Raw genomic sequence first — 25,121 nt, forward strand, 5'->3', positions numbered from 1 at the left:
CGCGCACCACCGCGGGTGGAAGGATGGATGATCATGGAACGCACTCTGCTGACGTGGGACCCCGACGGCGTCGAGGCATGGGCCAAGGCCGCGCCCGAGCACGGCGCCGCGCTCCTCCATTCGCTGCGCGGCTTCATCGACGCGGGCCGTGCGGGCGCGCTCGTGGCGGACCACATCCTCGAGATCGGCGAACCGGTGCGGATTGCCACCTTCGACATCGACCAGCTCCTCGACTACCGGTCGCGACGCCCGGAGATGACCTTCTCCGTGAACCAGTGGACGGCGTACGACGAGCCCCACCTCGCGCTCGACCTGGTCCGCGACCACGAGGACACGCCGTTCCTGCTCCTCCACGGCTTCGAGCCCGACATCCAGTGGGAGCGGTACATCGCCGCGGTGCGCGGCATCGTCGAGCGCCTCGGGGTGGGCCTCACGCTCGGCTCGCACGGGATCCCCATGGCCGTGCCGCACACGCGCGACCTCACGGCGACCATCCACGGCACGGATCCGGACCTGCTTCCCGACACGCCGACGATGTTCGGGACCGTGACGGTGCCCGCATCGGCGCAGAACCTTCTCGAGTACCGCTTCGGCCAGTGGGGGATCCCCGCCGTCAACGTGGCGGTCCACGTCCCGCACTACCTCGCGCAGTCCTCGTATCCGCAGGCCGCGCAGCGCGCGCTGGAGGGCCTCGAGGACCTCTCCGGGCTCGACCTCGACCCCGGCGCTCTGGACGATGCGGCGGCTCGCGCGAGCGAGGAGATCGACCGCCAGCTCGCGGAGAGCGAGGAGGTCCAAGCGCTGGTAGAGGCCCTGGAGAACCAGTACGACGCGTTCCACGAGGCCCGCGGTCAGGGGCTCCCTCTGGAGGGTGGGCTGCCCTCCGCGGACGAGATCGCGGCGGAGTTCGAGAAGTTCCTGCAACAGGAGCGAAGGGATCCCCCCACGACGCCCTGATTTCTGCCACACTGGCCCCGGTTGCAAGAACGTAGTGTGCAAGAACCTGTCTTAGGGGTGGGGACGCGGCATTGCGGCGACAAGGCGCGGCACGGTGTCACGCCTTCCCGTCACCCGGGCTTGAAGGTTAGGAAAGACAGGCATGGCACAGGGCTCTGTGAAGTGGTTCAACGCGGAGAAGGGCTACGGCTTCATCGCGCAGGACGGCGGCGGCGCGGACGTGTTCGTCCACTACTCGGCGATCGAGACCGACGGCTACCGCACCCTCGAGGAGGCGCAGCGCGTCGAGTTCGAGGTCACCAACGGTCCGAAGGGCCCGCAGGCGGAGCAGGTTCGCCCGCTCTGATCCGACCGGGATCCGATCCACGAAGGCCGTCGCCCATTGGGCGGCGGCCTTCGTCGTTCCCGGGCCGGCACCGCGCGGCGGCCTTCGTCGTCCCCGGGACGATGCGTCAGCCGGCCCAGTCGAGCCTGATGCCCGTCGGCAGCGGAGCCGACGCGGCGTAGCGACGCAGCGCGTCCACATCCAGCCGGTCGTCGGCGGGGCCCGCGATCACCACGTTGCCGCGGCGCCGTCCCTTGAGGACGGCATGCTCGCCGATCGCGAGCACGTCGCCGAGCACCTCCCGCGCAGCCGCGGTGTCCGCAGCCGCGCCGGGCGCGCCGGGGCGGGTGCCCACGTTCGCGAGCACGAGCCCTCCGGGCCTCAGCGTCCGCGCCGCGTGCGCCCACCATTCGGTCGAGGCGAGGGCGGCGGGAGTCTCGTCTCCCGCGAAGGCGTCGCGCACCACCAGGTCGAGGCTCGCATCGCGCCGCGACGTCACCGCCTCGAGACCGTCCTGCGCACGGATGCGCAGGCGCGGGGCGCGGGGGAGGTCCCACCACTGCCGCACGAGCTCGGGGAGCGTGGAGTCGATGTCCACGGCGATGTGGCCCGAGTCGGGGAGGCGATGCGCGAGGTGGCGCGGGAACGCGCAGGCCGCCGCACCCACGTGCAGCGCGAGCATGCGCTCGGGACGCGCCCAGGCCGTGACGATCGCGGAGAGGTGGCGCATGTACTCGAACGCGAGGTATTCAGGGTCGGGATCCAGCGGCGAGCTGGGAACCCCGTTGACCCACAGGAACGTTGTCCCATCGGGCTCGTCACGCAGCTCCGCGACGCCGGTCGCGATGGGGAACTCGACTCCTCGCGGTACCTCCGGTGCGATGCGGTCGGTGCGCTGACGGGCCATGGGGCTCACCCTAGACGCTCGTCTGGTACGCGGGACCCGCGACCGATAGACTTGATCCACGGTGCACTGGAAGGAGGGCGCGATGCCGCTGTCGGAATACGAGCAGCGCGTGCTCGAGCAGCTTGAGAGGGACCTCGGATCGGATCCCAAGCTCGGCTCGGCCATGGCGCGCGCTTCGCGCCCGCGGGGACGCTACGTGTGGGCGGGGTTCGGCGTCGTCGCCGGGCTCGGCATCGTCGTGACCGGTGCCGTCACACAGCTCGTGATCGTGGGTATCGCGGGCTTCGTGGTGATGCTCGCCGCGGCGATCTGGGCGCTCATCGCGCCGCGCCCCACCGTCGCTCCGCAGAGCCCGGGCCGCGCAGCCGGCCGGCGCAAGGCGGACAAGGGCTTCATGACGCGGATGGAGGAGCGCTTCGAGCGCCGCCGCGAGCAGGGCGACCTCTAGTTTCTGTAATTCCGTTCCTTGCGAACGTGTTGCGCTGACGTGACCACGGCCGAGGCCGTGGTCACGTCGTTTCTGCGCGTGGCCGGGTTCGAGGCCGTGGTCACGTCGTTTCTGCGCGTGGCCGGGTTCGAGGCCGTGGTCGCCTCGTCCTGAACTTGCCTGCGCGAGCTAGGCGTCGACGCGCGAGCGGGCCCCGCGGTCCGACTCCTTGGCTGCGTCGACGATGGTCGTGACCCATAGGCTCATCTGCTCCGCGGTGGCCTCCGTGCCACGGGGGGCGTAGCGATGATCCTCGACCGCGGTCCGGAGGGACGCGAGCGCGGCCCGCGCCTCGTCGCCGAGCTCGGGACCTTCGCCCACGATCCACTGCTCCGCCTCCGCGGGGGTGAGGGTCTCGTCCCCGGCACGGGCACCCAGGCCGCGGCGCAGGAAGGCCCATGCGCTCTCGGGATCCTGGATCGCGCCGCGGCGCGCGCGCCTCCCGGCCCACACGGCGCCTGCGACGGACAGCAGGAGCACGGGGATCAGCGTGAGCAGCCACGGCGACCACCCCGAGTCGCTCGCCGCCGCGACCGGCGCCGGTGCGGGGGCCGTCGTCGGGGCCTGCTGCTGCGGGAGCACCGTGGACCGCGGGTTGGGCTCATCGACCAGCGGGTTCTGCGGGACCGAGACCTCGGGAGTCGCGTAGACGGGTCGCGCTCCGGTCTGCACGGCGGGCGTCGGCTCGAAGCGGACCCAGCCGTGCCCGGGGAAGTAGAGCTCGGGCCACGCGTGCGCATCCCGGCCCCGGACCACGTAGCGCTCGCCGTCCTGGACGCCGCCCAGGAAGCCGACCGCCATACGTGCAGGGATCCCGAGCGTGCGGGCCATCACCACCATCGTGGTCGCGAACTGGACGCAGTAGCCGCGCCGGTCCTCGAGGAACGTCGAGACGGCGTCGTCGCCGTTCGGCGCGACCTCCGTGTCGTAGACGAACCGGGGTCCGCGAAGATACTCCTGAAGCCTCAGCGCCATCTCGAAGCGGTCCGCGGCGCCATCGGTCTGGGCGACGGCGATGGCGCGGATCGCGTCGATGTCCATGCGCTCGTTGAGATCGAGGTAGCGCGCGGGCACCGCGTCGTCGCCCCCCGCCTCGATCAGGGCGTCGCTCGCACGGAGCTGTTCCTCCGTGGTGTAGCCGGTCGCCTTGCGGACCGTGTACGAGAGCCCGCGGGTCCCCTCGGCGCGGTCGACCAGGACCTCGTCCGTCGACGCGTCGTAGCGCCACTCGACGCCCGCGGCGAGCGAGCGCGGGGCGGAGGGCACGGGGACGCGCGTCTCGCTTAGGTTGCCGATCGAGATCTGGACGGTGCCCGGGTCGCTCAGCGACGCCGATGCGAGCGCCTCGGGCCAGAGCACGCCGTTCGCCGCGACGGTGTCGCCCTCGGGGTCGCGGTCCCACCGGGTGCCGTCGAACGTCCCGAACGAGTACGCCCGCAGCACGTCGAGCCGTCCGTCGGTCGAGGTGTACGCGAGCACCGGCTCCGCGGAGCGCGTGGTGAGCGAGTCGCGCAGGTCGATCTCCAGGTCGAGCCTCGAGGAGCCGCCGAGCGAGGCCGGCAGCGCGATGCGGGGCATCTGGCCCCAGCCCGGCCCGCCGATCGCGAGCGGCGCGGCCCCGAGGCCGACCACGAGGGTGAGCGCGATCGCGAGCGCCGCGATCCCCGCCGGAGCGGGCGCCGCGCCCTCGCGCGCGCGGGCACGCCACGCGCCGCGCTCGCTGCGCCGCGACAGCGCGACCACCCCGAGCCATGCCGCGATGGTGCCCGCGAGCGCGAGCGTGGGCACCTTCCTCTCCAGCGTGAGCGCGGGCAGCCACGGGATGAGGAGGATGAACCCCGAGGTCGCGGCGAGCCCGGCGCCCACGGCCACGGCGTCCACAGCGAGCATCAGGGCGAGCGCGCCGGCGGCGATCGCGCCCGCGAGCTCGGGGGTCACGGTCGCGGGGGCGACGGTCGCCTCGGCGTAGGCCACCGCCTCGCGAGCGATCGTGGCGACCGCGGCGGGTGTTCCCGGGCCCGGCAGCCAGCGGATCCCGCCGTCGTCCGCGGGCACATAGGCGACCATGAGCAGCCATGCCGCGGCGATCCCGCCCGCGAGCGTGGGGATGAAGGGGCGGGCTGTCGCGAGGCGCGTCAGGACGATGACGGTCGTCGTCGCGATCATGATCGCCGCCAGAGGCGCGAGCCAGGCCCCGAAGGTCACGAGCCCCGAGAGGCCGGTGACCCCGAGCCCCGCCGCCACGGCAGCGAGCGGGGTCGCGGCGAGCCGCCAGCGTGCCGCGCTCACAGCGCCTCCTCCGTGAGGAGCCGGGTCCACGCCTCGGTGAGACCCTCGGGCTCCTCGGACACGATGGCGGTCCAGCCGGCGCCGCGCAGGGCGGCGACCGTGCGGTCCGCGCGTCCGCGGGCCGCAGTCGGGCACCGGACCAGCGCCCACGCGCGCCCGCCGTCGCCCAGCGGGGCGAGAGCGCGCAGCGCGGTGGGTCCGAGCGGCTCGACGATCGCGACGATGACGTCGCTGCGGTCGGCGCCGAGCATGCGCGCGCCCGCGGCGAGAGCCAGATCCGCATCGGCCGAGCTGTCGCTCGCCGCGAGGTCGAGCGTCGCGTCGAGCAGGGTGGCGCGCGCGGATTCCGCCGCGCGACCGTGCGTGTCGTGGACGCTGGTCGCCTCGGCGCCCGCGATGAGGCGGACGGGGTGCCCGGCCTCCACCACCGAGAGCGCGACCGACGCGGCGGCGGTGATCGACCACTCCAGGGCCCGTGCCGAGGGCGCGAGCCCCAGCAGGACGCTGGCCGAGGTGCGTCCCTGCTGCTCCTCGGACCGGACCAGCAGGGTCCCGCGGCGTGCGGACGAGGCCCAGTGGACCCGGCGGAGGTCGTCCCCGTCGCGGTAGTCGCGCAGGGAGACGTCGTCGGCGGCAGGCGTGCGCGCGCCGATGTGTGCGCGGTCCGCCGCGCCCATGAGCTCTCCTGCGCTCGCGGCCAGGTCGACGACCGCCGGCCAGACGGCCACCTCATGGGGTCCGCCGACGGGGCGATCGGTCCAGGCCAGCCCGAACGGATCGGTGGCGCGCGCGAGCGCCGGGCCGAGGAGCCACCGGCCGCGGCGCATCGGGTCGAGCCGGTAGCGCAGCTCGATGCCCCCGCGGCGTCGCGAGATCGCGGCGCGTGTCGCCCCGCCTCCGGTGAGCTCGGCCGCGGCCTGCTCACGCAGCCGCAGGCGCTGCGCGATGCGGCCCTGCACGTCGACGCGCACGACCACCTCGCCGGGCGTGCCCGCGCTCAAGGTCGCGGGTGTGATCTCGCGCACCACGCGCGTCACGCGCGTCCGCGTCGCGATGACCTGTGCGGCGATGGTCGCCGCGCCGATCGCGACGGCGGCGAGCACCGTGCCGGCGATGAGCACCAGGGGAGCGGACGCGAATCCGACCCCGACGATCAAGAGCGCGCCCCCGGCCGCCGCGAGGCCGACGCCGCGGGACAGGATCGCCGTCTCCGCGCCGTCGGTACGGCGCGACGCGGAGCGCAGCCTCCTCATCCTCGTGCGAGCGGCTCGGGGGCGCGGGCGGCCGGGACCGCGACGCGTGAGAGGACGTCCTGGATCACGACCTCGGCGGTGCGGCCCGCCGCGCGTGCCTGCGCGGAGGGGATGACGCGGTGCGCGAGCACAGGGACCGCGAGCGACTTCACGTCGTCGGGAAGGACGTGGTCGCGGCCGGCCATCGCGGCGCGTGCCTTGGCGGCGGCGAGCAGCTGCAGCGACGAGCGCGGGGAGGCGCCGAGCCGCAGGTCGGCGGTCTCGCGCGTCGCACGGACCACGTCGACCAGGTACTGCTTGACGGCGGGGGCAGCGTAGATGCCGCGCACGATGCCGATCGCGCGCGTGAGGTCCGCGGCCGAGGCGACGGCGCGGACGTCGTTCAGGGGGTCGTGACCGTCGTGCGCGTCGAGCATCGCGACCTCGTCACGGCTCGTCGGGTACCCGACGGCGATGCGCGTCATGAAGCGGTCGCGCTGCGCCTCGGGGAGGGGATAGGTGCCCTCCATGTCGATGGGGTTCTGCGTCGCGACCACCAGGAACGGCGCGGGCAGGGCGCGCGTCTCGCCGTCCACCGTGACCGAGCGCTCCTGCATCGACTCGAGCAGCGCGGCCTGGGTCTTCGGCGAGGCGCGGTTGATCTCGTCGGCCACGACGATGTTCGCGAAGACCGGGCCCGCGCGGAACTCGAAGCGGTGCTCGTCGCCCCGGAACACGCTGACGCCGGTGACATCCGACGGGAGCAGGTCCGGCGTGAACTGGATGCGCCCCACGGTCGCGTCGAGCGCGCGGCCCAGCGCGCGCGCGAGCGTCGTCTTGCCGACGCCCGGCACGTCCTCGAGCAGCAGGTGGCCCTCCGCCAGCACGGTCGCGAGCGTCGCGTCCACCGCATCGTCCAGGCCGGACAGGACCGTGTCGAGCTGCTCGCGCACACGTTGCGCGAGGCGTGAGACCTCGGCGAGCTGGTCGGCGGTCGGGACGGTCGTCGTCATGGGTTCCCCTCTCCCCTTGTGCTGAGCCTAGTTGAGCGAACGCGCGCGAGGTGCGAGCAAATCCCTCCACCGCACTCCACGCGATTTACCAGGTCGATCAATGCAACACGAGAGAACATCGGCCAATTGCTCGCGTTTTGTGGAGGGAAGTGGAGTAAAGTGGGGGACACGGGAGTGACGGGGAGCCGCTTGAGGGGAGGGGCGCATGTCGGACACCGCGACGCTGGGCCTCGGACCCACGGGCGTGTTCCTCGGCACGTTCACGCCGCGCCTCGACGACAAGGGGCGGCTGATCCTCCCGGCGAAGTTCCGTGGTCGGCTCGCGTCGGGGCTGGTCGCAACCCGCGGTCTCGACCGCTGCGTGTTCCTCTTCCCTCTGGACGAGTTCGCGCTCATCCACGAACGGCTGCGCCGCGCGCCGCTCGAGAACAAGCAGGCGCGCGACTACCTGCGCAGCTTCCTCGGGCACGCGAGCGACGACATCCCGGACAAGCAGGGCCGGATCCTGCTGTCCCAGCCGCTTCGCCGCTATGCGGGGATCGAGCGTGAGGTCGCCGTGGTGGGCATGGGCTCGCGGGTCGAGGTGTGGGACGCAGAGAAGTGGGAGCAGTACCTCGAGGCCGGCGAGGACGCATATGCGGAGACGGCGGCCGAGATCTTCGACGACATGTAGGAGCACGTGCCCTGTGGCCTCCTCCCGGATCGCTCTGGCGGACTTCCCCCCGCCAGAGGAGCTCGGAGGGAGACCACAAGGCATGAGCCAGGTGGTGAGGAAGGGAGGGACGATGAGCGAGCAGCATGAGGCCGCGTCACGGCACACGCCGGTGATGCGCGACCGTTGCGTCGAGCTCCTCGCCCCCGCCCTCGACCGCCCGGGCGCCGTCGCGATCGACGGCACGCTCGGGATGGGCGGTCACACCGAGGCGATCCTCGAGGCGTGCCCGCAGGCGCGCGTGGTCGGCATCGACCGGGACCCGCAGGCGATCGCGCTCGCGTCCGCGCGGCTCGCCCGGTTCGGCGACCGCTTCCTCGCCCATCACGCCGAGTACGACGACATCTCCGGCGCGCTCGCGGCGGCGGGCGCGGAACGCGCCGACGGCATCCTCCTGGACCTGGGCGTGAGCTCGCTGCAGATCGACGATGCGGAGCGCGGCTTCTCGTACGCGCAGGACGCGCCGCTCGACATGCGCATGAACCCCGGGGACCCCGTCTCGGCCGCGGACCTCCTGCGCGATGCGGACGAGCGCGAGCTCGCACGGATCCTGCGCGAGTACGGCGAGGAGCGCTTCGCGTCCAAGATCGCGCGGTCCGTCGTGCGTCGGCGCGAGACCGCGCCGATCACCCGGTCCGCGGACCTCGTCGACCTCGTGCGGGCATGCATCCCCGCGGCGACCCGGTCGCCCGGCGGCGGCAACCCGGCCAAGCGGACCTTCCAGGCGCTGCGGATCGCGGTCAACCGCGAGCTCGAGGTGCTCGAGCGCGCGATCCCCGCCGCGATCGAGGGGGTCGGCGTCGGCGGTCGCGTGGTGGTCGAGTCGTACCACTCGCTCGAGGACCGCATCGTCAAGCGGGCCTTCGCCGAGGGTGCCGAGTCCCAGGCGCCGCCCGGGATGCCCGTGATCCCCGAGGCCGATCAGCCGTACCTGCGCCTGCTGACCCGCGGCGCCGAGAAGGCCTCCGCCGAGGAGGCGGAGTCCAACCCCCGGGCCAAGCCGGTCCGTCTGCGCGCCGTCGAGCGCACCCGTCCCACCCCGCCCGAGCGCCTCAGGAGGAACGCATGAGCGCCGCACCCTTGCGTCAGCCGCGGACCGCCCCCGCGCCTCGGACGCAGGGCTCGTCGGGCCGCCACCTGCGCCCCGTCGCGGCGCCCGAGGCCTCGCGATCGCTCGCGCCGTTCGCGTGGATCTGCGGCATCGCGGTGGTCGCGGCGCTCGCGGCGGTGCTGCTCATCAACACGACGATGGCCGAGGGCGCGTACGAGCGCCGCGATCTCAAGATCCAGATCCGGGACCTGCACGTGCAGGAGGCGGCGCTGCTCGAGACCCTCGCCGCCAACGCCTCGCCCGAGGGCCTCGCGGACCGCGCCGAGCGCCTCGGCATGGCTCCCGCGTCCGCGCTGGGCTTCATGTCACTATCGGATGGCATCGTGCTCGAGACAGGGAAGAAGTAGACGCTATGCCCTCCTCCCGCGTTCCGCGTCTCGCGGATCCGCGGCTCCGCCAGCGCATGGTCGCGCTCGCGCTGCTCGCGGTGCTCGTGGTGTTCGCCGGCAGGCTCGTGCTCGTCCAGGCCGTCCACGCGAAGTCGATCGCCGCGAGCGCGCTCGAGCAGCGGCTCGTCACCCAGGAGATCTCCACGCCCCGCGCCGACATCGTCGACCGCGACGGGGTGGTGCTCGCGACGTCCGTGGAGCGCTACAACGTGGGCGTGAACCAGCAGAAGATCCTCGAGTTCAAGCGCGTCGAGGACGGGCAGGTGGTCGCCGAGGGCCCGGCCGGAGCGGCCGAGATCCTCGCCCCGATCCTCGACATGGACCCCGACGAGCTCGGCGCGAAGATGATCGGCGACAGCACGTTCTCCTACCTGGTCAAGGACATCTCGACCGAGACATGGGAGCTCATCTCGGCGGAGAACATCCTGGGGATCGAGCCCGAGCGCGTCGAGAAGCGCATCTACCCGAACGGCGCGCTGGCAGGCAACGTGGTGGGCTTCATGGGAGGCGCGGCCGAGGGCAACGACCGGGTGGGCCTCACGGGAGTCGAGGCGGCCTACGAGGACGAGCTCGAGGGCACGCCCGGCTCCCGCACCTATGAGAAGGACAACACCGGCGCGTACATGATCCCCACCGGCGTCCAGGAGGAGACCGCGGCGATCCCCGGCGAGGACGTGGTGCTCACCATCGACCGCGACATCCAGTGGTACGCGCAGGAGCGTGCGGCGGAGGCGATGTCGCAGACCGGCGCGAGCGAGGCGATGGTCGTGGTGCAGGACGTGACCACGGGCGAGATCCTGGCACTGGTCGACTCGGACAGCGTCGACCCCAACGACGCCGCGGCCTCGGACGCCGACGACCGCGGCGCGCGCTCGGTCTCGACCGTGTTCGAGCCTGGGTCCACGGCGAAGGTCATCACCATGGCGGCCGCGCTCGAGGAGGGCGTCGCGACCCCGCTGTCGCGCTTCACCGCGCCGTACAAGTACACGACGGCCAACGACCAGACCTTCCGCGACTCGCACGACCTCGGGACGCAGAAGCTCACGCTCGCGGGCATCCTCGCGATCTCATCCAACACGGGCACGGTGCAGGTGGGCGAGCTCCTCACGGCGCAGCAGCGGTGGGAGTACCTGGACAAGTTCGGCTTCGGCCAGACCACCGGCGTGGGCCTGCTCGCGGAGTCGCCCGGCATCCTCCACGATTACGAGGACTGGGACGGCCGCACCACGTGGGCCGTGACGTTCGGCCAGGGCGTCTCGGTCACGGCGCTGCAGGCGACGCAGGTCTACTCGATCATCGCGAACGGCGGCGTGAAGAAGCAGCCGACGGTGATCAAGGGGTTCCGGGACGCCGACGGCACCCTCACCCCCGCGGAGACCACGGAGGACGAGCGCGTGATCTCCGAGTCCACGGCGGCCCAGCTCATGACAATGCTCGAGGACGTGACCGAGTCCGGCGGCACGGGAGTGCTCGCGAAGATCGACGGCTACCGCGTCGCGGGCAAGACGGGCACGGCGCAGGCGACGGGCCCCGACGGCAAGCTCAGCTCGTACGTCGCCTCGTTCATCGGCATCGCGCCGGCCGACGACCCGCGTATCGTCGTGTCCGTCATCCTGCGGGATCCGAAGACCGAGATCTGGGGCGGGACCACGGCGGCGCCCGTGTTCAAGGACGTGGCGACCTTCGCGCTGCAGACCTTGCGCGTGCCGCCGTCGACGTCGAAGCCCACGCTGTACCCGACCACCTGGAAGTGAGAATGCCGGACCTTACGATGCGCCCCAGCCGCGTCGCCGGCGCCCTGCTGAGCGCCATCGAGGCGCGCGTGGGCGCCGATCTTCACGGCGCGGACGTGCGCGTGACCGGGGCCACCGTCGACTCGCGCGACGTCCGCGCGGGCGACCTGTTCTGCGCGCTGCCGGGCGAGAACGTCCATGGCGCGCGCTTCGCGGAGCAGGCGGTGGCGAACGGCGCCGCCGCGATCCTCACCGATGCGGACGGCGCCGAGCAGTCGCGCGCGACCGGCGTGCCCGTGCTCGTGGTCACGCATCCCCGGCGCTCGGCGGCGCTCGCCGCCGCCGAGGTCTACGGCGACCCGTCGCGCGACGTCCCGCTGATCGGGCTCACGGGCACGAACGGCAAGACCACGACCGCCTTCCTCACCGAGGGCGCGCTGCGGATGGCCCACGCGAAGGTGGGCCTGCTCGGCACCGTCGAGATGCGCATCGGCGACGAGTCCGCGCCGGCCGCGCGCACCACCACCGAGGCGCCGATGCTCCAGGGGCTGCTCGCGCGCATGCGCGAGGCCGGCGTGACGGCCGCGGTCGCGGAGGCCTCGTCGCAGGCGATCGCGCTCGAGCGCGTCACCGCGACGCGTTTCGCGGTGGTGCTGTTCACCAACCTCTCGTACGAGCACCTCGACTTCCACCACACCATGGAGGAGTACTTCGAGGAGAAGGCGCGGATCTTCACCCCGGAGTTCGCGGAGCGCGCCGTGGTGCTGATCGACGACGAGTGGGGGAAGCGCCTGGTCGACGAGGTCACCGTGCCCGTCGAGACCGTCGCGACGCGTCCCGGCACCCCGTGGGCCGACTGGAACGCGATCGACGCCGTCCCGACCGGGCGCGGGGGCATGAGGTTCGTGCTCGTCGCCCCCGACGGCAGCCGCCACGACGTCGACATCCCGCTTCCCGGGCTCATCAACGTGTCGAACGCGACCGGCGCCATCGTCGCCGCGCACGCGCTCGGCGTGCCGCTCGAGGCCGCCATCCGCGGCGTGGAGACCGCGCGACCCGTGCCCGGCCGCACGGAGATCGTCACCACGCGCGACGCCACGACTCCCATGACGGTCGTCGACTATGCCCACACGCCGGACGGCATCGCGAGCGTGCTGGATGCCATGCGCCTGGTCACGCCGGGTCGGATCATCATCGTCTTCGGCTGCGACGGGCTGCGCGACGACTCGAAGCGCCCGGGGCTGGGGGCCGCGGCCGCGACGCACGCGGACATCGTCATCGTCACCGACGAGAACCCGCGCACCGAGCCGCCCGAGCACATCCGCGCGCGCATCCTGGAGGGTGTCGACGCGGAGCGTCCCGACCGCCGCGACGTGCTCGAGATCTTCCCGCGGGTCGCCGCGATCGAGGCCGCCGTGCGCCTCGCGCGGCCCGAGGACACCATCATCGCCACCGGCAAGGGGCACGAGACCACGCAGGAGATCGACGGAGTGCATCACCCCTACACCGACGCCGGGGCCTTCCTCGACGCGCTCGTCGCCGCCGCCGGGGACGACGCGTGAGGCCCGTCTCCGCGCAGTGGGTCGCGAACGCGGTGGGCGGCACGCTCGCCGCCGACGTCGACACGATGGTGAGCGGCGTCGACAAGGACTCGCGCGCGATCCGACCCGGCTGGCTCTACGTGGCGTTCGTGGGCGAGCGCGTCGACGGCCACGACTACGTGCCGCAGGCGATGGAGGCCGGCGCCGCGCTGTGCCTGGTGTCGGAGCCGGTCGACGCCCCGCACGTGCTCGTGGTCGACGTGCAGGCCGCGCTCGGCGCGCTTGCGCGCGCGTACCTCGCGCTCCTGCGCACGGAGAGCGAGCTCACCGTGATCGGCATCACCGGCTCGAACGGCAAGACCACCACCAAGGACCTCCTGGCGCAGGTGCTGCCCGACGTCGTCGCGCCCGTCGGGAGCTTCAACAACGAGATCGGCATGCCGCTCACGGTGCTGCGCGCGGACGCCTCGACGCGGCATCTGGTGCTCGAGATGGGCGCGAGCGGCCTCGGCCACATCGACTACCTCACGTCGATCGCGCCCCTCGACATCGCGGTGGCGCTCACGGTCGGCACGGCGCACATGGGGGAGTACGCCTCGCCCGACGACGTCGCGGTCGCCAAGAGCGAGATCGTCAAGGGGCTGGTCCCGGGCGGTGTCGCGATCCTCAACGCGGACGATGCCCGGGTCGCCGCGATGGCCTCGGTCGCCGCGGGCGACGTGATCACGTTCGGGATCTCGGAGTCCACCTATCAGGCCACCGGGCTGACGAGCGACCGGGGCCGCGCCTCGTTCTCGATCGGCCCGCTGCCGCGCCGCACCCTCACGCTCGTGGGCGACCACCACGTCACCAACGCGCTCGCCGCGTTCGCGGTCGCCGTGCAGTGCGGCGTGGACGCCGCGACGGCGTGGGAGGCGATCGCGGCGGCGCGGCCGCTCTCGGCCCATCGCATGGCGCTCACCGAGCGTCCCGACGGCGTCACGATCATCGACGACGCGTACAACGCCTCGATCGAGTCGGTGCGCGCCGCGCTGCGCGCGCTCAAGCTCGTCGCGGACGGCGGACGGACCATCGCGGTGCTCGGCGAGATCCGCGAGCTGGGGGAGTCGAGCGTCGCGATCCACGAGCAGATCGGCACCGAGGTGGTGCGGCTGCGGATCGACCGCACGATCATCGTGGGCGCCGGCGCACGGGCGGCCTACGTGGCCGCGGTGCGCGAGGGCTCGTGGGGCGACGAGGCGGCCTACGTCGCTACACTCGACGAGGCACGCGCGCTGCTCGATGAGACGCTGCGGTCGGGGGACACCGTCCTCGTCAAGGCCTCCCACGGCTCCGGCCTGTGGGAGCTCGCGGATCAGCTCGTGGGAGGAGACGCATGAAGGCGGTCGTGTTCGCGGCGGGGCTCGGAGTCCTGCTCTCGCTCATCGCGACCCCCGTGCTCATCCGCTACCTCACGCATCGTCAGTTCGGCCAGTTCATCCGCCAGGACGGACCGGCCAGCCACCACGTCAAGCGCGGCACCCCGACCATGGGCGGCGTCGTCATCATCCTCGCGGCGGTGCTCGCGTGGCTCGGCGGCAACCTGCTCGTGGGGCGCGCGCCCAGCGCATCGTCGATGCTCGTGGTCTTCCTCATGGTCGGGCTGGGGCTCGTGGGCTTCCTCGACGATGCGATCAAGATCTCGCGCGAGCGGTCGCTCGGGCTGAAGGCGCGCTGGAAGTTCCTGGGCCAAGGGGTCGTGGGCATCACCTTCGGCATCCTCGCGCTCCAGTTCCCCAACGAGCAGGGAGTGACGCCGGCGGACACCGCAATCTCCTTCCTGCGCGACACGAACCTGGACCTCGCGCTGTGGGGCACCACGGCCGGGATCATCCTGTTCGTGCTGTGGTCGAACCTGCTCATCACGGCGTGGTCCAACGCGGTCAACCTCACGGACGGCCTGGACGGGCTCGCCTCGGGCACCGCCGTGATCTTCTTCGCCGCATACGTGCTCATCGGCGTGTGGCAGATCAACCAGACGTGCGGCGTGTCCGACGCGGGCGGGACCTGCTACGAGGTCCGCGACCCGTGGGACCTCGCGATCCTCGCCGGCGCGATCGCCGGCGCGTGCCTGGGCTTCCTGTGGTGGAACACCAGCCCCGCGAAGATCTTCATGGGCGACACGGGATCGCTCGCCATCGGAGGCGCGATCGCGGGCATCACGATGATGACGCGCACCGAGCTGCTCGGCGTGATCGTCGGCGGCCTGTTCGTGCTCGAGGTCGCGAGCGCGGTGCTCCAGATCGGCTACTTCAAGATCTCCGGCGGCAAGCGCCTGTTCAAGATGGCGCCCATGCATCATCACTTCGAGCTCATGGGCTGGCACGAGGTCACCATCGTGACCCGCTTCTGGATCATCGCGGCGATGTTCACGGGCCTGGGCATCGGCCTGTTCTACGCGGAGTGGGTGGCCTCGCTGTGACGGACCTGACGACCCTCGAGGGCCGTCGCGTCCTCGTCCTCGGGGTCGGCATCGCCGGCACCTCGGCGGCCGAGGTGACGCGCGAGCTGGGCGGCACCGCGGTGACCGTGGACGCCAACGGCCAGGCCGATCACCGCGACGTCGCGGAGCTGGACCTCTCGACGTTCGACGTGGTGATGGCGTCGCCCGGGTTCTCCCCGCTGTCCGACGCCGTGCGCGCCTGCGAGGCCGCCGGCCTCGAGATCTGGTCCGAGATGGAGTTCGCGTGGCGCGTGCGCCGCGCGGGCATCCCGTGGGTGATGGTGACCGGCACCAACGGCAAGACCACCACCACGCAGATGGTCGGCGCGATCGCGAAGGCGGGCGGCCTCGACGTCCGCGTCTGCGGCAACATGGGCATCCCCGTGATCCACGCCGCGCGCGAGGAGTCGGACCTGGTCGCGGTCGAGATCGCGAGCCTCCAGCTGCACTTCGCGCACACCATCTCCCCGCACGCCGCCGTCTGCCTCAACGCGGACGACGACCACACCGACTGGCACGGCAGCCTCGAGGCCTACCGGGCCGACAAGGCGAAGGTGTACCAGCACGTCCAGGTGGCGTGCGTGTACCCGGCGGCCGATGCACGGGTCGAGGGCATGGTCGCGGACGCCGAGGTGGTCGAGGGCGCCCGCGCGGTCGGCGTCACCCTCGGCTCGCCGGGGCCGTCGCAGCTGGGCGTCGTCGAGGGCCTGCTGGTGGACCGCGCGTTCCACCCGGACCGGCATCGTCAGGCGGCCGAGATCGGCGACATCGACGACCTCGCGCACCTGGTCGCGGGCGACGTCCCCCCGTACCTCGTCACCAACGCCCTCGCCGCGGCGGCGCTGTGCCGCGCGGTCGGCGTGCCGCCCGAGGCCGTGCGGGACGGGCTGCGGTCGTTCCGGCTCGACCAGCACCGGACCGCGTGGGTGCGCGACCTCGACGGCGTGAGCTACGTCGACGACTCGAAGGCGACGAATGCGCATGCGGTGCAGGCGGCCTTCGGCGGCCGGGCCGCGCGCTCGGTGGTGTGGATCGCCGGAGGGCTCGCGAAAGGCCAGGAGTTCGACGGGCTCGTGGGCGCCGTGAGGGACCGGCTCCGGGCCGCGGTGCTCATCGGCGTCGATCAGGAGCCGCTGCGGCGCTCGCTCGCGACACACGCGCCCGATATACCCGTCCTGGCCGTTCCGCCGGGGGAGGATGTGATGCAGCGGGCGGTCGACGCGGCCCGCGGGCTCGCTGAGGCAGGGGACACCGTCCTCCTCTCACCGGCCTGCGCATCGATGGATCAGTTCCGCAGCTACGCGGACCGAGGAGAGGCGTTCACCAGGGCGGTGGAGGCGATGGACCGCTAGGAGGTGGCATGACGGCGACTGCCGCTCGACGCGAGAGCGACGTCACGGCGTGGCGGTCACCCCTCGGCTCGTACTACCTCCTGGTCGTCGCGACCTCCGTGCTCGTCCTCGTCGGGCTGGCGGTGGTGCTGTCGAGCTCCTCGATCGCCTCGATCCGCACCGGCACCGGCGCGTACACGGGCTTCCTCACGCAGGCCATCGCGCTCGTGGTGGGGCTCGCGGCGCTCGTCGTGGGCTCGCGGCTCCCGGTGGGCTTCCTGCGCAAGGCGGGCCCGCTGGTGCTGTACGTCGCGATCGGGCTGCTCTTCATGGTGCTCGCGACCGGCTCCTCGGTGGGCGGCAACAAGGCGTGGATCAACATCGCCGGCTTCAGCCTCCAGCCCTCCGAGATCGCGAAGCTGGGCCTCGCGCTGTACCTCGGCAACGTCCTCAGCCGCTTCCGCCACAAGCTCACGCACCCGCGCGACATCCTGGTGCCCGGCGGCATCATGGCGATCTTCGTCATCGGGCTCGTGCTCGCCGGCCGCGACATGGGCACCGCGATGATCATGACGGCCGTCGTCGCGATCGCCTTCTGGGTCGCAGGCGTCCCCACGCGCTTCTTCGTGCTCGCGGGCATCGTCGGCGCGGGCCTCATCGTGCTCCTCGTCTTCGCGGCGGACTCCCGCGTCGAGCGCATCACCGACTGGTTCAACGGCGACTCGAGCTGGCAGCAGATCCACGGCACGCAGGCGCTCGCCTCCGGTGGCCTGTGGGGCCTCGGCCCCGGCATGAGCCGCGAGAAGTGGGGCTGGCTGCCGGCCTCGGACAACGACTACATCTTCGCGATCATCGGCGAGGAGTTCGGGCTCATCGGCACCCTGGTGATCCTCGCCGCGTACGCGATGCTGCTGGTCGCGGTCACCCGCATCGTCTCGCGCAGCACCGACAAGTTCGTCCAGATCTCCGCCGCCGCGATCGGCGCGTGGCTCATCGTCCAGGCGTGCGTCAACATCGCCGTCGTCCTCGAGCTCGCGCCGGTCACCGGCGTGCCGCTCCCGCTCGTGTCCTCCGGAGGGTCCTCGCTCATCATGTCGCTCGCAGCAGTCGGGGTCCTCATGGCGTTCGCGCGCAACGAGCCGGGGGCGCCCGAGGCGCTCGCGACGCGCACCACCGTGGTGCGCCGCTCGCTCGCCGTGCTGTCGCGGGGGCGCCGCCGTGGCTAGCCTCCTGCTCGCCGGCGGCGGGACCGCCGGTCACGTGAACCCGCTGCTCGCGACGGCGAGCGCGCTGCTCGAGCGCGGCCACGACGTCTCGGCGGTCGGCACGCCCGACGGCCTCGAGACCGAGCTCGTGCCCCGCGCGGGCCTCGACCTCATCGAGATCGAGAAGGTGCCCTTCCCTCGCCGGCCCGATGCCGCGGCGCTGCGGTTCCCCGCGCGCCTGCGCGCCGCCGTCAAGGCCTCCGAGCAGGCCATCGACCGCGTGAGGGCCGATGCGGTGGTGGGCTTCGGAGGCTACGTCTCGACGCCCGTCTACCTCGCGGCGCGGCGCCGAGGCCTCCCGATCATCGTCCACGAGGCCAACGCGAAGCCCGGGATCGCGAACCGGCTGGGCGCACGGCTCACATCGCATGTCGCCGTCACGTTCCCCGGCACCCCGCTGCCGCACGCCGTGGTGACGGGCCTCCCGCTGCGCGCGGACCTCGAGGTGCTGGCGGCGCGGCTGTCCGACCCGGACGGGCGGGCGTCGGCCGCGAGCGCAGCCAAGCAGGAGAGGGGCTGGCCCGCCGACGCCCCCGTGCTCCTCGCCTTCGGCGGCTCGCTCGGCGCCGCGAGCCTCAACGCGGCGCTCGCGCAGGCGGTCGACACGCTCGTCGCGCGCGGCATCCACGTCATCCACCTCACCGGCAAGGGCAAGACCGAGGAGGCATACCGCGCGCAGGCCGCGCTCCCCGCTCCGCAGCGGAGCATGTACGCGGTGTCCGAGTACGCGCACGACATGGCCGCGGCGTTCGCGGCCGCCGACGCGGTCGTGTGCCGTTCCGGCGCCGCGACCGTGTGCGAGATCGGCGCGCTGGGTCTGCCCGCGCTGTACGTGCCGCTGCCGCACGGCAACGGCGAGCAGGCGCTCAACGCGGCCGCCGCCGTCGACGCGGGCGCCGCGCTGCTGGTCGCGGACGCGGCCCTCACCCCGGCCTCGCTGGTGATGAACGCCGAGCGCATGCTGCTCGACCCCGAGGCTGGACCGCGTATGCGCGAGGCGACGCGGGGCATCGGCATCTCCGACGGCGCGGCGCGGCTGTGCGCCATGATCGAGGGGGCGCTGTGAGCGAGCGGATCCACTTCATCGGCGTCGGCGGCTCCGGCATGTCCGCGGTGGCGCGGCTCATCGCCGCCCGCGGCTACGAGGTCAGCGGCACCAACCTCACGGAGACCGCGTACTTCCAGGCGTTGCGCGACGCGGGCATGGACGTGCGCCTCGGCCACGACGCCTCGGTGGTCGACGGCGCCGCCGCCGTGGTGGTCTCGACCGCGGTGCGCGAGACCAACGTCGAGCTCACGCGCGCGCGCGAGCTCGGGATCCCCGTGTGGCATCGCTCCGAGGGGCTGGTCCGCGCGCTCGAGGGCCAGCGCCTGGTGGCCGTCGCCGGCTCGCACGGGAAGACCACCACGTCGGCGATGGTCGCGCACGCGCTCCATCGCAGCGGGATCGACGCGGGCTTCGCGGTCGGCGCGCGCGTGTTCGGGATCGAGGGCGCCGTCGCGGGCGGCTACGCCGGCTCCGCCGGGATCTCGGTCCTCGAGGCCGACGAGTCGGACGGCTCGTTCCTGCGCTACCGCCCCGAGGTGGCGATCCTGCTCAACATCGAGCCGGACCACCTGGACTTCCACGGCACCGTCGAGAACCTCCACCGCGCTTTCGCGGACTTCGCCGCCCAGTCGCGCACGATCGTGGCGTGCGTGGACGATGCGGTGGTGAAGGGCCTCGCGGAGGAGGCCCGCGCGCGCGGCGCGCGCGTGCTCACCTACGGCACGTCCGAGGGCGCCGATGCGCGCGTGACCCAGGACGACATCGTCCGCGACGGCGTCACCTATCCGCTCGCGGTGAGCGCGCCCGGCGCGCACAACCGGCTCAACGCGACCGCGGCGTGGCTCGCTGCGGTCGAGATGGGCGCGGACCCGGAGAGCGCCGCGGCGGCGTTCGCGACGTTCGGCGGCACGGGACGGCGCTACCAGCTGCGCGGCGAGGCCGCGGGCGTGCGCGTGATCGACGACTACGCCCACCACCCGACGGAGGTCGCCGCGCTGCTGCGAGCGGCCAGGGACGGGGGCGTGGGCCGCATGGTCGTGCTGTTCCAGCCCGCGCTGTTCACGCGCACCCAGACGCACGCCGAGGGCTTCGGGCGCGCCCTGTCGGTCGCGGACGCGGACGTGATCCTCGCGCCGGTGCACGGCGACCGCGAGGACCCGATCCCCGGGGTCTCGTCCCGATCGATCGCGGACCACGCCGTCATGCCCGAGGGCTCCACCCTCACGCTCGCGGAGGACCTCGAGGACGCCGCGCGTCTCGCGGCGGATGCGGCGCGGGCGGGGGACACGGTGCTCACCGTCGGCTCCGGCACGGTCACGCTCGCCGCCGACTGGATCCTTGCCCGCCTGGCGGAACGCGACGCCGATGCCTGAGGTCCGCCGCCCGCCCCGGCCCGCCGCGCGCCGCGACGCCCGCCCCGCCTCGGGGGCGCCGTCGCGCCCGCAGCCGCCCGCGACGCCGTCCACGCCTCGCCCGCGCACCGGGGCGGTGCGCGTCGAGGCGGAGTCCGAGGAGGTCGCGCAGCCCTGGCGGCGCGACACGAGCCGCGCACGCGCAACCCGGACCCGCACGCCTGCGCAGCCGCCGGCGCCGCGCCTCGGGGCACGGCTGCGCCGCGGCGCCTCACGTGGCACGGAGGTCGCGGCGGACCAGCTGGGGAACGTCACGCTCCGCCTGCAGGCGCGGCTCAAGGAGCGCGCGGCGGCGCAGCGGCGCCTGTCGGCGCTCGTGTGGGCGCGTCGCGCCGGCTACGTCGCCCTGGTCGCGCTGCTCGGCTGGGTGGTGCTCGCGTCCCCGGTGCTCGCGCTCGACCCCACGCAGGTGGAGGTCACGGGCTACGGCACCGTGGTCGACGCCGAGGACGTCGAGGCCGTGGTGGCGGTCCACGAGGGCCAGTCGCTCGCGACCCTCGCCTCGTCGCGCCTCGCGGACGAGCTGAGGGAGGTCCCCGGCGTGCGCGACGCGACGGTCGAGCGCATCTGGCCGCGCGGGCTGCTCATCACCCTGACGTCCCGCGAGCCCGTGGCCGCGGTGCCGAACGCGGACGGCGGCTACGACCTGCTCGACGCCGAAGCGACGCGCGTGGGGCATGCGGACGCCGCACCGGAGAAGCTCCCCGTGGTGCAGGTCCCGGTGGGCGAGGGGACGCAGCGCATTCTCGACTCGGTGCTCGGCGTGGTGAACGAGCTCCCGGTGAAGCTCCGGAACCGCGTCCAGGACGTGAGCGCGAGCACGGAGGACACCGTGACCTTCGTGCTGAGGAACGGGCCCGAGGTGAAGTGGGGGAGCGCGGAGGACTCGCGCCTCAAGGCGCGCGTGCTCCAGGTGCTGCTCGAGTCGGGCGAGGCGAAGGGCGCGACCGCCATCGACGTGTCCGCGCCGACGCTGCCCACCGTGACCACCGCCTAGCGCGCCGATAATCGCGCCGACACGCGCGTGTCGCGGGTCCGATTCGCACCGTGCGCCCGTACCTTCGACCTTGAACGACTTGACATAACTATAACTCTCAACTAGAGGGTTAAGGTTGAAGGGACAGGCACATGGCCGCACCGCAGAACTACATCACGCACATCAAGGTCGTCGGCGTGGGCGGCGGCGGCGTGAACGCCGTGAACCGCATGATCGACGTCGGCCTCAAGGGCGCCGAGTTCATCGCGATCAACACCGACGCGCAGGCGCTGCTCATGTCCGATGCGGACGTGAAGCTCGACATCGGCCGTGAGCTCACGCGCGGCCTCGGCGCGGGCGCCGACCCCGAGGTGGGGCGCAAGGCCGCCGAGGACCACGAGGACGAGATCGCAGATGCCCTGCGCGGCGCCGACATGGTGTTCGTGACGGCGGGCGAGGGCGGCGGCACCGGCACGGGCGGCGCGCCCGTGGTCGCGCGCATCGCCCGCTCGCTCGGGGCCCTCACCGTGGGCGTGGTGACCCGGCCGTTCGGCTTCGAGGGCCGCCGCCGGGCGGACCAGGCCGAGAACGGCATCGCGATGCTGCGGGACGAGGTCGACACCCTCATCGTCATCCCGAACGACCGCCTGCTCGACATCTCCGACGCTCAGCTGAGCGTGCTCGGCGCCTTCGCCGCCGCGGACCAGGTGCTCCAGGGCGGCGTGCAGGGCATCACGGACCTCATCACCACCCCCGGCCTCATCAACGTCGACTTCAACGACGTGAAGTCGGTCATGCAGGGCGCGGGCACCGCGCTCATGGGAGTCGCGAGCGCACGCGGCGAGACCCGCGCGCTCGAGGCGGCCGAGGGCGCGATCGCGTCCCCGCTTCTCGAGGCTTCGATCGAGGGTGCCCACGGCGTGCTGCTGTCGATCTCGGGCGGCTCGAACCTGGGCATCAAGGAGGTCGAGACCGCGGCCCGCCTGGTGCGCGAGGCCGCGCACCCCGAGGCGAACATCATCTTCGGTACCGTCATCGACGACTCGCTGGGCGACGAGCTCCGCATCACGGTGATCGCGGCGGGCTTCGACGGCGGCGCCCCGACGCACCGCTCGCACACGGGCGCGCTGGGCTCCATCGAATCCGCTCCGGCACCCAAGGCCGAGGCGCTCGAGCCCATCGACGCGCCGATCGAGGCCGATGTCATCCCCGCCGCGCCCGCCGCGGTGGACCCCGCGCCGGCCACCGACGCGATCCCGATGCAGCCGACGCGCCCCGCGGCCGACACGCTCGACGTGCCCGAGTTCCTCCGGTAGGAGGGGATGCTCGACGCAGGGTTGCCGGTCCGCGCGTTCTTCACCGCGCGGGCCGGCGGCTCGTCGGAGGAGCCCTACGGCTCCCTCAACCTCGCCTCGCATGTGGGCGACGACCCGGAGGCGGTCGCGCGCAACCGCGCGGTCGTCTCGGTCGCCGCCGGTGCGCCCGTGTCCTTCCTCCAGGCGGAGCACGGGATCCGCGTCGCGATGGTGACGCGCCCCGGCGAGGCTCCCGGGCCGGCCGATGTGCTCGTGACGCGTACGCCCGGCGTCGCGCTCGGTGCGATCGCCGCCGACTGCCTGCCGATCCTCATGCACGATGCGCTCACGGGCGCCGTCGCCGCGGTGCACTCGGGCCGTGAGGGCGTGCGCCGCGGCGCCGTCGACGCCGCCGTCGCCGCGCTGCTCGATCTCCGCACGCCGGCGCAGAGGCGCGTGCGCGAGGGGTGGTCCGCGAGCATCGGACCCGCGATCTGCGGCCGCTGCTACGAGGTTCCGGAGACGATGAGGGACGACGTCGCCTCCCGGCACCCGACGGCGCGCGCGGTCACGCGGAGCGGCACCCCCGCGCTCGACCTTCCACGCGCCGTGGAGACCCGGCTCGGCGAGCTGGGCTTCTCCGACGTGGTCCGCCACCGGATCTGCACCCATGAGGACGCGCGCTACTTCTCGCACCGGCGCGACGGCGTCACCGGTCGCCACGCCGGGGTCGTGGTCTGCGGCGTGTCGGTCCGCTGACCTTGACAGATGCGGCCCTAACGTGAAGTCGACAAACCGCACCACCACCAGGGGGTCATGATGAGCGCACTGCGCAAGGCGATCCAGTACCTCGGCTTCGATGTCAACGAGCAGGAGGAGTACGACTACGCCGAGCCCGAGCTCGCGCCGGTGACCCACCTGCACGACGTCTCCGAGGTGAAGCAGGCCCACGCCGCCAAGCACGGCGCGTCGAAGGGCACGCGTGCCTCGCACGGCGAGGCCCCGGCCACCCCGGCGAAGGACCTGCGCCGCATCCAGACCATCAAGCCGCGCAGCTACAACGACGCGCGCCTGATCGGCGAGGCGTTCCGTCAGGGCGTGCCCGTCATCATGAACCTCACCGAGATGACCGACGCGGACGCGAAGCGCCTCGTCGACTTCTCCGCGGGCCTGTCGTTCGGCCTCTACGGCTCGATCGAGCGCGTGACCACCTCGGTGTTCCTGCTCTCGCCCGCGCACGTCGAGATCGGCATCGACGAGGAGCCCGTGCAGGACCAGGCGTTTTACAACCAGGCCTGACCCTCACGGTAGGCTCCTCGGGTGGTTGTCATCCTGAGCGCGCTCCAGTTCGTCCTCTTCCTCTTCATGCTCGCGCTCTTCGCGCGGATCATCATCAGCTTCGTGATGGTGTTCGCGCATGACTGGCGCCCGGCCGGTGCCGCGCTCGTCGCGGTCGAGGGAGTGCTGACCGTCACGGACCCGCCGATCAAGGCCGTGCGCCGCGTGGTGCCGCCGCTCTCGCTCGGCCAGGTGCGCATCGACCTCGCGTTCCTCATCGTGTTCATCGCTGTGTCGATCCTCAACCAGGTCCTGGGCAGCATCATCAGCGCGTCCTGACGCGCTCTCTCAAGTGCGTGCCGATACACATGTCGGTACAGTGACGAAATACCCGTTCGGCCGGGACACCGGCCCTGATCAGGCAAAGGTGGAAGCCGCCATGGCATTGCTCAGCGCCGAAGATGTTCTCAACAAGGCCTTCTCCAAGACCAAGTACCGCGAGGGCTTCGACCAGGACGAGGTCGACGACTTCCTCGACGAGGTCGCTGCCACCATCTCCCAGCTCACCGCGGAGCGCGACGAGCTCGCGGCGAAGGTCGAGGCCGGCGGCGGCGCCGTCGCCCCGGCTCCCGCGGCGGAGCCCAGCACCGACGCCGGGCTGCTCCAGGCCGCGACCGACCCGAACCCGCCCACGCCGACCGGCATGCTCGCGATGGCGCAGAAGCTCCACGACGAGTACGTGGCCGCCGGCGAGGAGGAGAAGGAGCGGCTCGTCGAGGAGGGCAAGGCGAAGGCCGAGTCCATCGTCGAGCGCGCCGAGACCGACGCCAAGGCCCGCATGGACGAGCTCAACGCCGAGCGTTCGCTCCTCGAGACCAAGATCGACGACCTCCGCCGCTTCGAGCGCGACTACCGCTCTCGCCTCAAGAGCTACCTGAGCAACCTGCTGGGCGACCTCGACCACGCCGAGGGCACCGCGCCCGCGCCGGTCGCGACCTACGTGGGCGAGGACGAGCTCGGCGAGGCCGCGGAGGCGGTCGAGTCGCCCGAGGAGGACTTCGCCGGCGAGGAGGAGGCCGAGGTCGAGGCCCCCGTCGAGGCGGAGGCCGCGGAGGAGTCCGCGTCCGAGCCCGAGCAGCCGCAGGGCTTCGCCCCGGTGTCAGGCATGACGCCGAAGGTGGCGGAGGCGCCCTACCAGCCGCAGTCGACGCAGTTCGGCACGCCGTACACCCCGCAGAACCCGTGGAGCCCCGCCTCCGAGGGCGACGACGAGCAGCGCTGAGCCAAACGGACAAAGCAGGGCGCCGCGCCGATGGGCGCGGCGCTTTGCTATGTCGC

At 72.7% G+C, this 25,121-nt stretch carries 24 protein-coding genes; 20 read left to right on the plus strand and 4 right to left on the minus strand.

Annotation, left to right across the window (positions count from 1 at the left end):
* Positions 1-33: 33 nt before the first annotated feature.
* Together AOM06_RS01035 and AOM06_RS01040 are read left to right on the plus strand one after the other, a co-directional pair.
* Positions 34-957: a PAC2 family protein gene (locus AOM06_RS01035; protein ID WP_062301554.1), complete on the plus strand. Its 924-nt coding sequence runs from the start codon at positions 34-36 to the stop codon at positions 955-957.
* A gap of 142 nt (positions 958-1,099) precedes the next feature.
* Positions 1,100-1,303 (plus strand): cold-shock protein, encoded by a 204-nt coding sequence (locus AOM06_RS01040; RefSeq protein WP_062301379.1) that lies wholly within the window; start codon positions 1,100-1,102, stop codon positions 1,301-1,303.
* A gap of 106 nt (positions 1,304-1,409) precedes the next feature.
* On the opposite strand, the gene AOM06_RS01045 is transcribed toward AOM06_RS01040, so the two are convergent.
* Complete coding sequence (locus AOM06_RS01045) at positions 1,410-2,189, minus strand: spermidine synthase (protein WP_062301383.1); 780 nt, start codon at positions 2,187-2,189, stop codon at positions 1,410-1,412.
* A gap of 82 nt (positions 2,190-2,271) precedes the next feature.
* Here AOM06_RS01045 and AOM06_RS01050 point away from each other — a divergent pair, with 82 nt between their 5' ends.
* Positions 2,272-2,637 (plus strand): SCO2097 family morphological protein, encoded by a 366-nt coding sequence (locus AOM06_RS01050; protein WP_062301386.1) that lies wholly within the window; start codon positions 2,272-2,274, stop codon positions 2,635-2,637.
* A 168-nt stretch (positions 2,638-2,805) separates the two neighbouring features.
* Here AOM06_RS01050 and AOM06_RS01055 read toward each other — a convergent pair whose 3' ends face one another.
* Genes AOM06_RS01055 through AOM06_RS01065 form a run of 3 tightly spaced genes read right to left on the minus strand, consistent with a single transcriptional unit; the run spans position 2,806 to position 7,210 of the window.
* Positions 2,806-4,965, minus strand: a complete 2,160-nt coding sequence (locus AOM06_RS01055; RefSeq protein WP_062301388.1) for a transglutaminase TgpA family protein — start codon at positions 4,963-4,965, stop codon at positions 2,806-2,808.
* Positions 4,962-6,218 carry a DUF58 domain-containing protein gene (locus AOM06_RS01060; RefSeq protein ID WP_062301390.1) on the minus strand — a complete coding sequence of 419 codons (1,257 nt, stop codon included), beginning with the start codon at positions 6,216-6,218 and terminating at the stop codon, positions 4,962-4,964. The genes AOM06_RS01055 and AOM06_RS01060 overlap by 4 nt, the downstream gene beginning before the upstream one ends.
* The gene (locus AOM06_RS01065) at positions 6,215-7,210 is read right to left on the minus strand and encodes an AAA family ATPase (RefSeq protein ID WP_062301393.1); all 996 of its coding nucleotides are present in this window, start codon (positions 7,208-7,210) and stop codon (positions 6,215-6,217) included. Before AOM06_RS01065 ends, AOM06_RS01060 begins: the two co-directional genes overlap by 4 nt.
* Before the next feature lie 244 nt (positions 7,211-7,454).
* On the opposite strand from AOM06_RS01065, the gene mraZ reads away from it, so the two are divergent.
* The 17 genes from mraZ to AOM06_RS14290 all read left to right on the plus strand — a co-directional run bounded on the left by mraZ (position 7,455) and on the right by AOM06_RS14290 (position 25,065).
* Positions 7,455-7,883 carry a division/cell wall cluster transcriptional repressor MraZ gene (gene mraZ / locus AOM06_RS01070; protein ID WP_062301556.1) on the plus strand — a complete coding sequence of 143 codons (429 nt, stop codon included), beginning with the start codon at positions 7,455-7,457 and terminating at the stop codon, positions 7,881-7,883.
* A gap of 112 nt (positions 7,884-7,995) precedes the next feature.
* Positions 7,996-8,991, plus strand: coding sequence for a 16S rRNA (cytosine(1402)-N(4))-methyltransferase RsmH (gene rsmH / locus AOM06_RS01075; RefSeq protein WP_062301559.1), 996 nt, complete (start codon positions 7,996-7,998; stop codon positions 8,989-8,991).
* The gene (gene ftsL, locus AOM06_RS01080) at positions 8,988-9,380 is read left to right on the plus strand and encodes a cell division protein FtsL (protein WP_062301396.1); all 393 of its coding nucleotides are present in this window, start codon (positions 8,988-8,990) and stop codon (positions 9,378-9,380) included. Before rsmH ends, ftsL begins: the two co-directional genes overlap by 4 nt.
* A 5-nt stretch (positions 9,381-9,385) precedes the next feature.
* The gene (locus AOM06_RS01085; RefSeq protein ID WP_062301398.1) at positions 9,386-11,176 is read left to right on the plus strand and encodes a peptidoglycan D,D-transpeptidase FtsI family protein; all 1,791 of its coding nucleotides are present in this window, start codon (positions 9,386-9,388) and stop codon (positions 11,174-11,176) included.
* A 2-nt stretch (positions 11,177-11,178) separates the two neighbouring features.
* A complete protein-coding gene (locus AOM06_RS01090) occupies positions 11,179-12,717 on the plus strand; it encodes a UDP-N-acetylmuramoyl-L-alanyl-D-glutamate--2,6-diaminopimelate ligase (RefSeq protein WP_156163521.1) in 1,539 nt (512 codons plus the stop codon).
* The gene (locus AOM06_RS01095) at positions 12,714-14,075 is read left to right on the plus strand and encodes a UDP-N-acetylmuramoyl-tripeptide--D-alanyl-D-alanine ligase (RefSeq protein WP_062301400.1); all 1,362 of its coding nucleotides are present in this window, start codon (positions 12,714-12,716) and stop codon (positions 14,073-14,075) included. The genes AOM06_RS01090 and AOM06_RS01095 overlap by 4 nt, the downstream gene beginning before the upstream one ends.
* A complete protein-coding gene (gene mraY / locus AOM06_RS01100) occupies positions 14,072-15,157 on the plus strand; it encodes a phospho-N-acetylmuramoyl-pentapeptide-transferase (protein WP_062301403.1) in 1,086 nt (361 codons plus the stop codon). The genes AOM06_RS01095 and mraY overlap by 4 nt, the downstream gene beginning before the upstream one ends.
* Entirely contained in the window at positions 15,154-16,530 is a 1,377-nt protein-coding gene (gene murD, locus AOM06_RS01105; protein ID WP_228372805.1) for a UDP-N-acetylmuramoyl-L-alanine--D-glutamate ligase, read from the plus strand. Before mraY ends, murD begins: the two co-directional genes overlap by 4 nt.
* 8 nt (positions 16,531-16,538) lie before the next feature.
* Positions 16,539-17,735 (plus strand): FtsW/RodA/SpoVE family cell cycle protein, encoded by a 1,197-nt coding sequence (locus tag AOM06_RS01110; protein WP_062301405.1) that lies wholly within the window; start codon positions 16,539-16,541, stop codon positions 17,733-17,735.
* Positions 17,728-18,840: a UDP-N-acetylglucosamine--N-acetylmuramyl-(pentapeptide) pyrophosphoryl-undecaprenol N-acetylglucosamine transferase gene (locus tag AOM06_RS01115; protein ID WP_156163522.1), complete on the plus strand. Its 1,113-nt coding sequence runs from the start codon at positions 17,728-17,730 to the stop codon at positions 18,838-18,840. The genes AOM06_RS01110 and AOM06_RS01115 overlap by 8 nt, the downstream gene beginning before the upstream one ends.
* On the plus strand, positions 18,837-20,195 hold the full coding sequence (gene murC, locus AOM06_RS01120; protein ID WP_228372806.1) for a UDP-N-acetylmuramate--L-alanine ligase: 1,359 nt from the start codon (positions 18,837-18,839) through the stop codon (positions 20,193-20,195). Before AOM06_RS01115 ends, murC begins: the two co-directional genes overlap by 4 nt.
* On the plus strand, positions 20,188-21,231 hold the full coding sequence (locus AOM06_RS01125; protein ID WP_082105217.1) for a cell division protein FtsQ/DivIB: 1,044 nt from the start codon (positions 20,188-20,190) through the stop codon (positions 21,229-21,231). Before murC ends, AOM06_RS01125 begins: the two co-directional genes overlap by 8 nt.
* A 131-nt stretch (positions 21,232-21,362) precedes the next feature.
* Positions 21,363-22,526, plus strand: a complete 1,164-nt coding sequence (gene ftsZ, locus AOM06_RS01130) for a cell division protein FtsZ (RefSeq protein WP_062301409.1) — start codon at positions 21,363-21,365, stop codon at positions 22,524-22,526.
* A 6-nt stretch (positions 22,527-22,532) separates the two neighbouring features.
* Positions 22,533-23,264 carry a purine nucleoside phosphorylase YfiH/LACC1 family protein gene (locus AOM06_RS01135; protein WP_062301412.1) on the plus strand — a complete coding sequence of 244 codons (732 nt, stop codon included), beginning with the start codon at positions 22,533-22,535 and terminating at the stop codon, positions 23,262-23,264.
* Positions 23,265-23,324: 60 nt separating this feature from the next.
* Complete coding sequence (locus AOM06_RS01140; protein ID WP_439644709.1) at positions 23,325-23,804, plus strand: cell division protein SepF; 480 nt, start codon at positions 23,325-23,327, stop codon at positions 23,802-23,804.
* 21 nt (positions 23,805-23,825) lie between these two features.
* A complete protein-coding gene (locus AOM06_RS01145) occupies positions 23,826-24,122 on the plus strand; it encodes a YggT family protein (RefSeq protein ID WP_062301416.1) in 297 nt (98 codons plus the stop codon).
* 100 nt (positions 24,123-24,222) lie between these two features.
* The gene (locus tag AOM06_RS14290) at positions 24,223-25,065 is read left to right on the plus strand and encodes a DivIVA domain-containing protein (RefSeq protein ID WP_082105196.1); all 843 of its coding nucleotides are present in this window, start codon (positions 24,223-24,225) and stop codon (positions 25,063-25,065) included.
* Positions 25,066-25,121 lie beyond the last annotated feature (56 nt).

The organism is Demequina subtropica, from assembly GCF_000971235.1.
In the GTDB taxonomy this organism is placed as follows: Bacteria; Actinomycetota; Actinomycetes; order Actinomycetales; family Demequinaceae; genus Demequina; species Demequina subtropica.

Coding starts and splice junctions, on each gene's coding strand:
- AOM06_RS01035 (WP_062301554.1), top strand. CDS start 34: ATGGAACGCACTCTGCTGACGTGGGACCCCGACGGCGTCGAGGCATGG.
- AOM06_RS01040 (WP_062301379.1), top strand. CDS start 1,100: ATGGCACAGGGCTCTGTGAAGTGGTTCAACGCGGAGAAGGGCTACGGC.
- AOM06_RS01045 (WP_062301383.1), bottom strand. CDS start 2,189: ATGGCCCGTCAGCGCACCGACCGCATCGCACCGGAGGTACCGCGAGGA.
- AOM06_RS01050 (WP_062301386.1), top strand. CDS start 2,272: ATGCCGCTGTCGGAATACGAGCAGCGCGTGCTCGAGCAGCTTGAGAGG.
- AOM06_RS01060 (WP_062301390.1), bottom strand. CDS start 6,218: ATGAGGAGGCTGCGCTCCGCGTCGCGCCGTACCGACGGCGCGGAGACG.
- AOM06_RS01065 (WP_062301393.1), bottom strand. CDS start 7,210: ATGACGACGACCGTCCCGACCGCCGACCAGCTCGCCGAGGTCTCACGC.
- rsmH (WP_062301559.1), top strand. CDS start 7,996: ATGAGCGAGCAGCATGAGGCCGCGTCACGGCACACGCCGGTGATGCGC.
- ftsL (WP_062301396.1), top strand. CDS start 8,988: ATGAGCGCCGCACCCTTGCGTCAGCCGCGGACCGCCCCCGCGCCTCGG.
- AOM06_RS01085 (WP_062301398.1), top strand. CDS start 9,386: ATGCCCTCCTCCCGCGTTCCGCGTCTCGCGGATCCGCGGCTCCGCCAG.
- AOM06_RS01090 (WP_156163521.1), top strand. CDS start 11,179: ATGCCGGACCTTACGATGCGCCCCAGCCGCGTCGCCGGCGCCCTGCTG.
- mraY (WP_062301403.1), top strand. CDS start 14,072: ATGAAGGCGGTCGTGTTCGCGGCGGGGCTCGGAGTCCTGCTCTCGCTC.
- AOM06_RS01110 (WP_062301405.1), top strand. CDS start 16,539: ATGACGGCGACTGCCGCTCGACGCGAGAGCGACGTCACGGCGTGGCGG.
- AOM06_RS01125 (WP_082105217.1), top strand. CDS start 20,188: ATGCCTGAGGTCCGCCGCCCGCCCCGGCCCGCCGCGCGCCGCGACGCC.
- ftsZ (WP_062301409.1), top strand. CDS start 21,363: ATGGCCGCACCGCAGAACTACATCACGCACATCAAGGTCGTCGGCGTG.
- AOM06_RS01135 (WP_062301412.1), top strand. CDS start 22,533: ATGCTCGACGCAGGGTTGCCGGTCCGCGCGTTCTTCACCGCGCGGGCC.
- AOM06_RS01140 (WP_439644709.1), top strand. CDS start 23,325: ATGAGCGCACTGCGCAAGGCGATCCAGTACCTCGGCTTCGATGTCAAC.
- AOM06_RS14290 (WP_082105196.1), top strand. CDS start 24,223: ATGGCATTGCTCAGCGCCGAAGATGTTCTCAACAAGGCCTTCTCCAAG.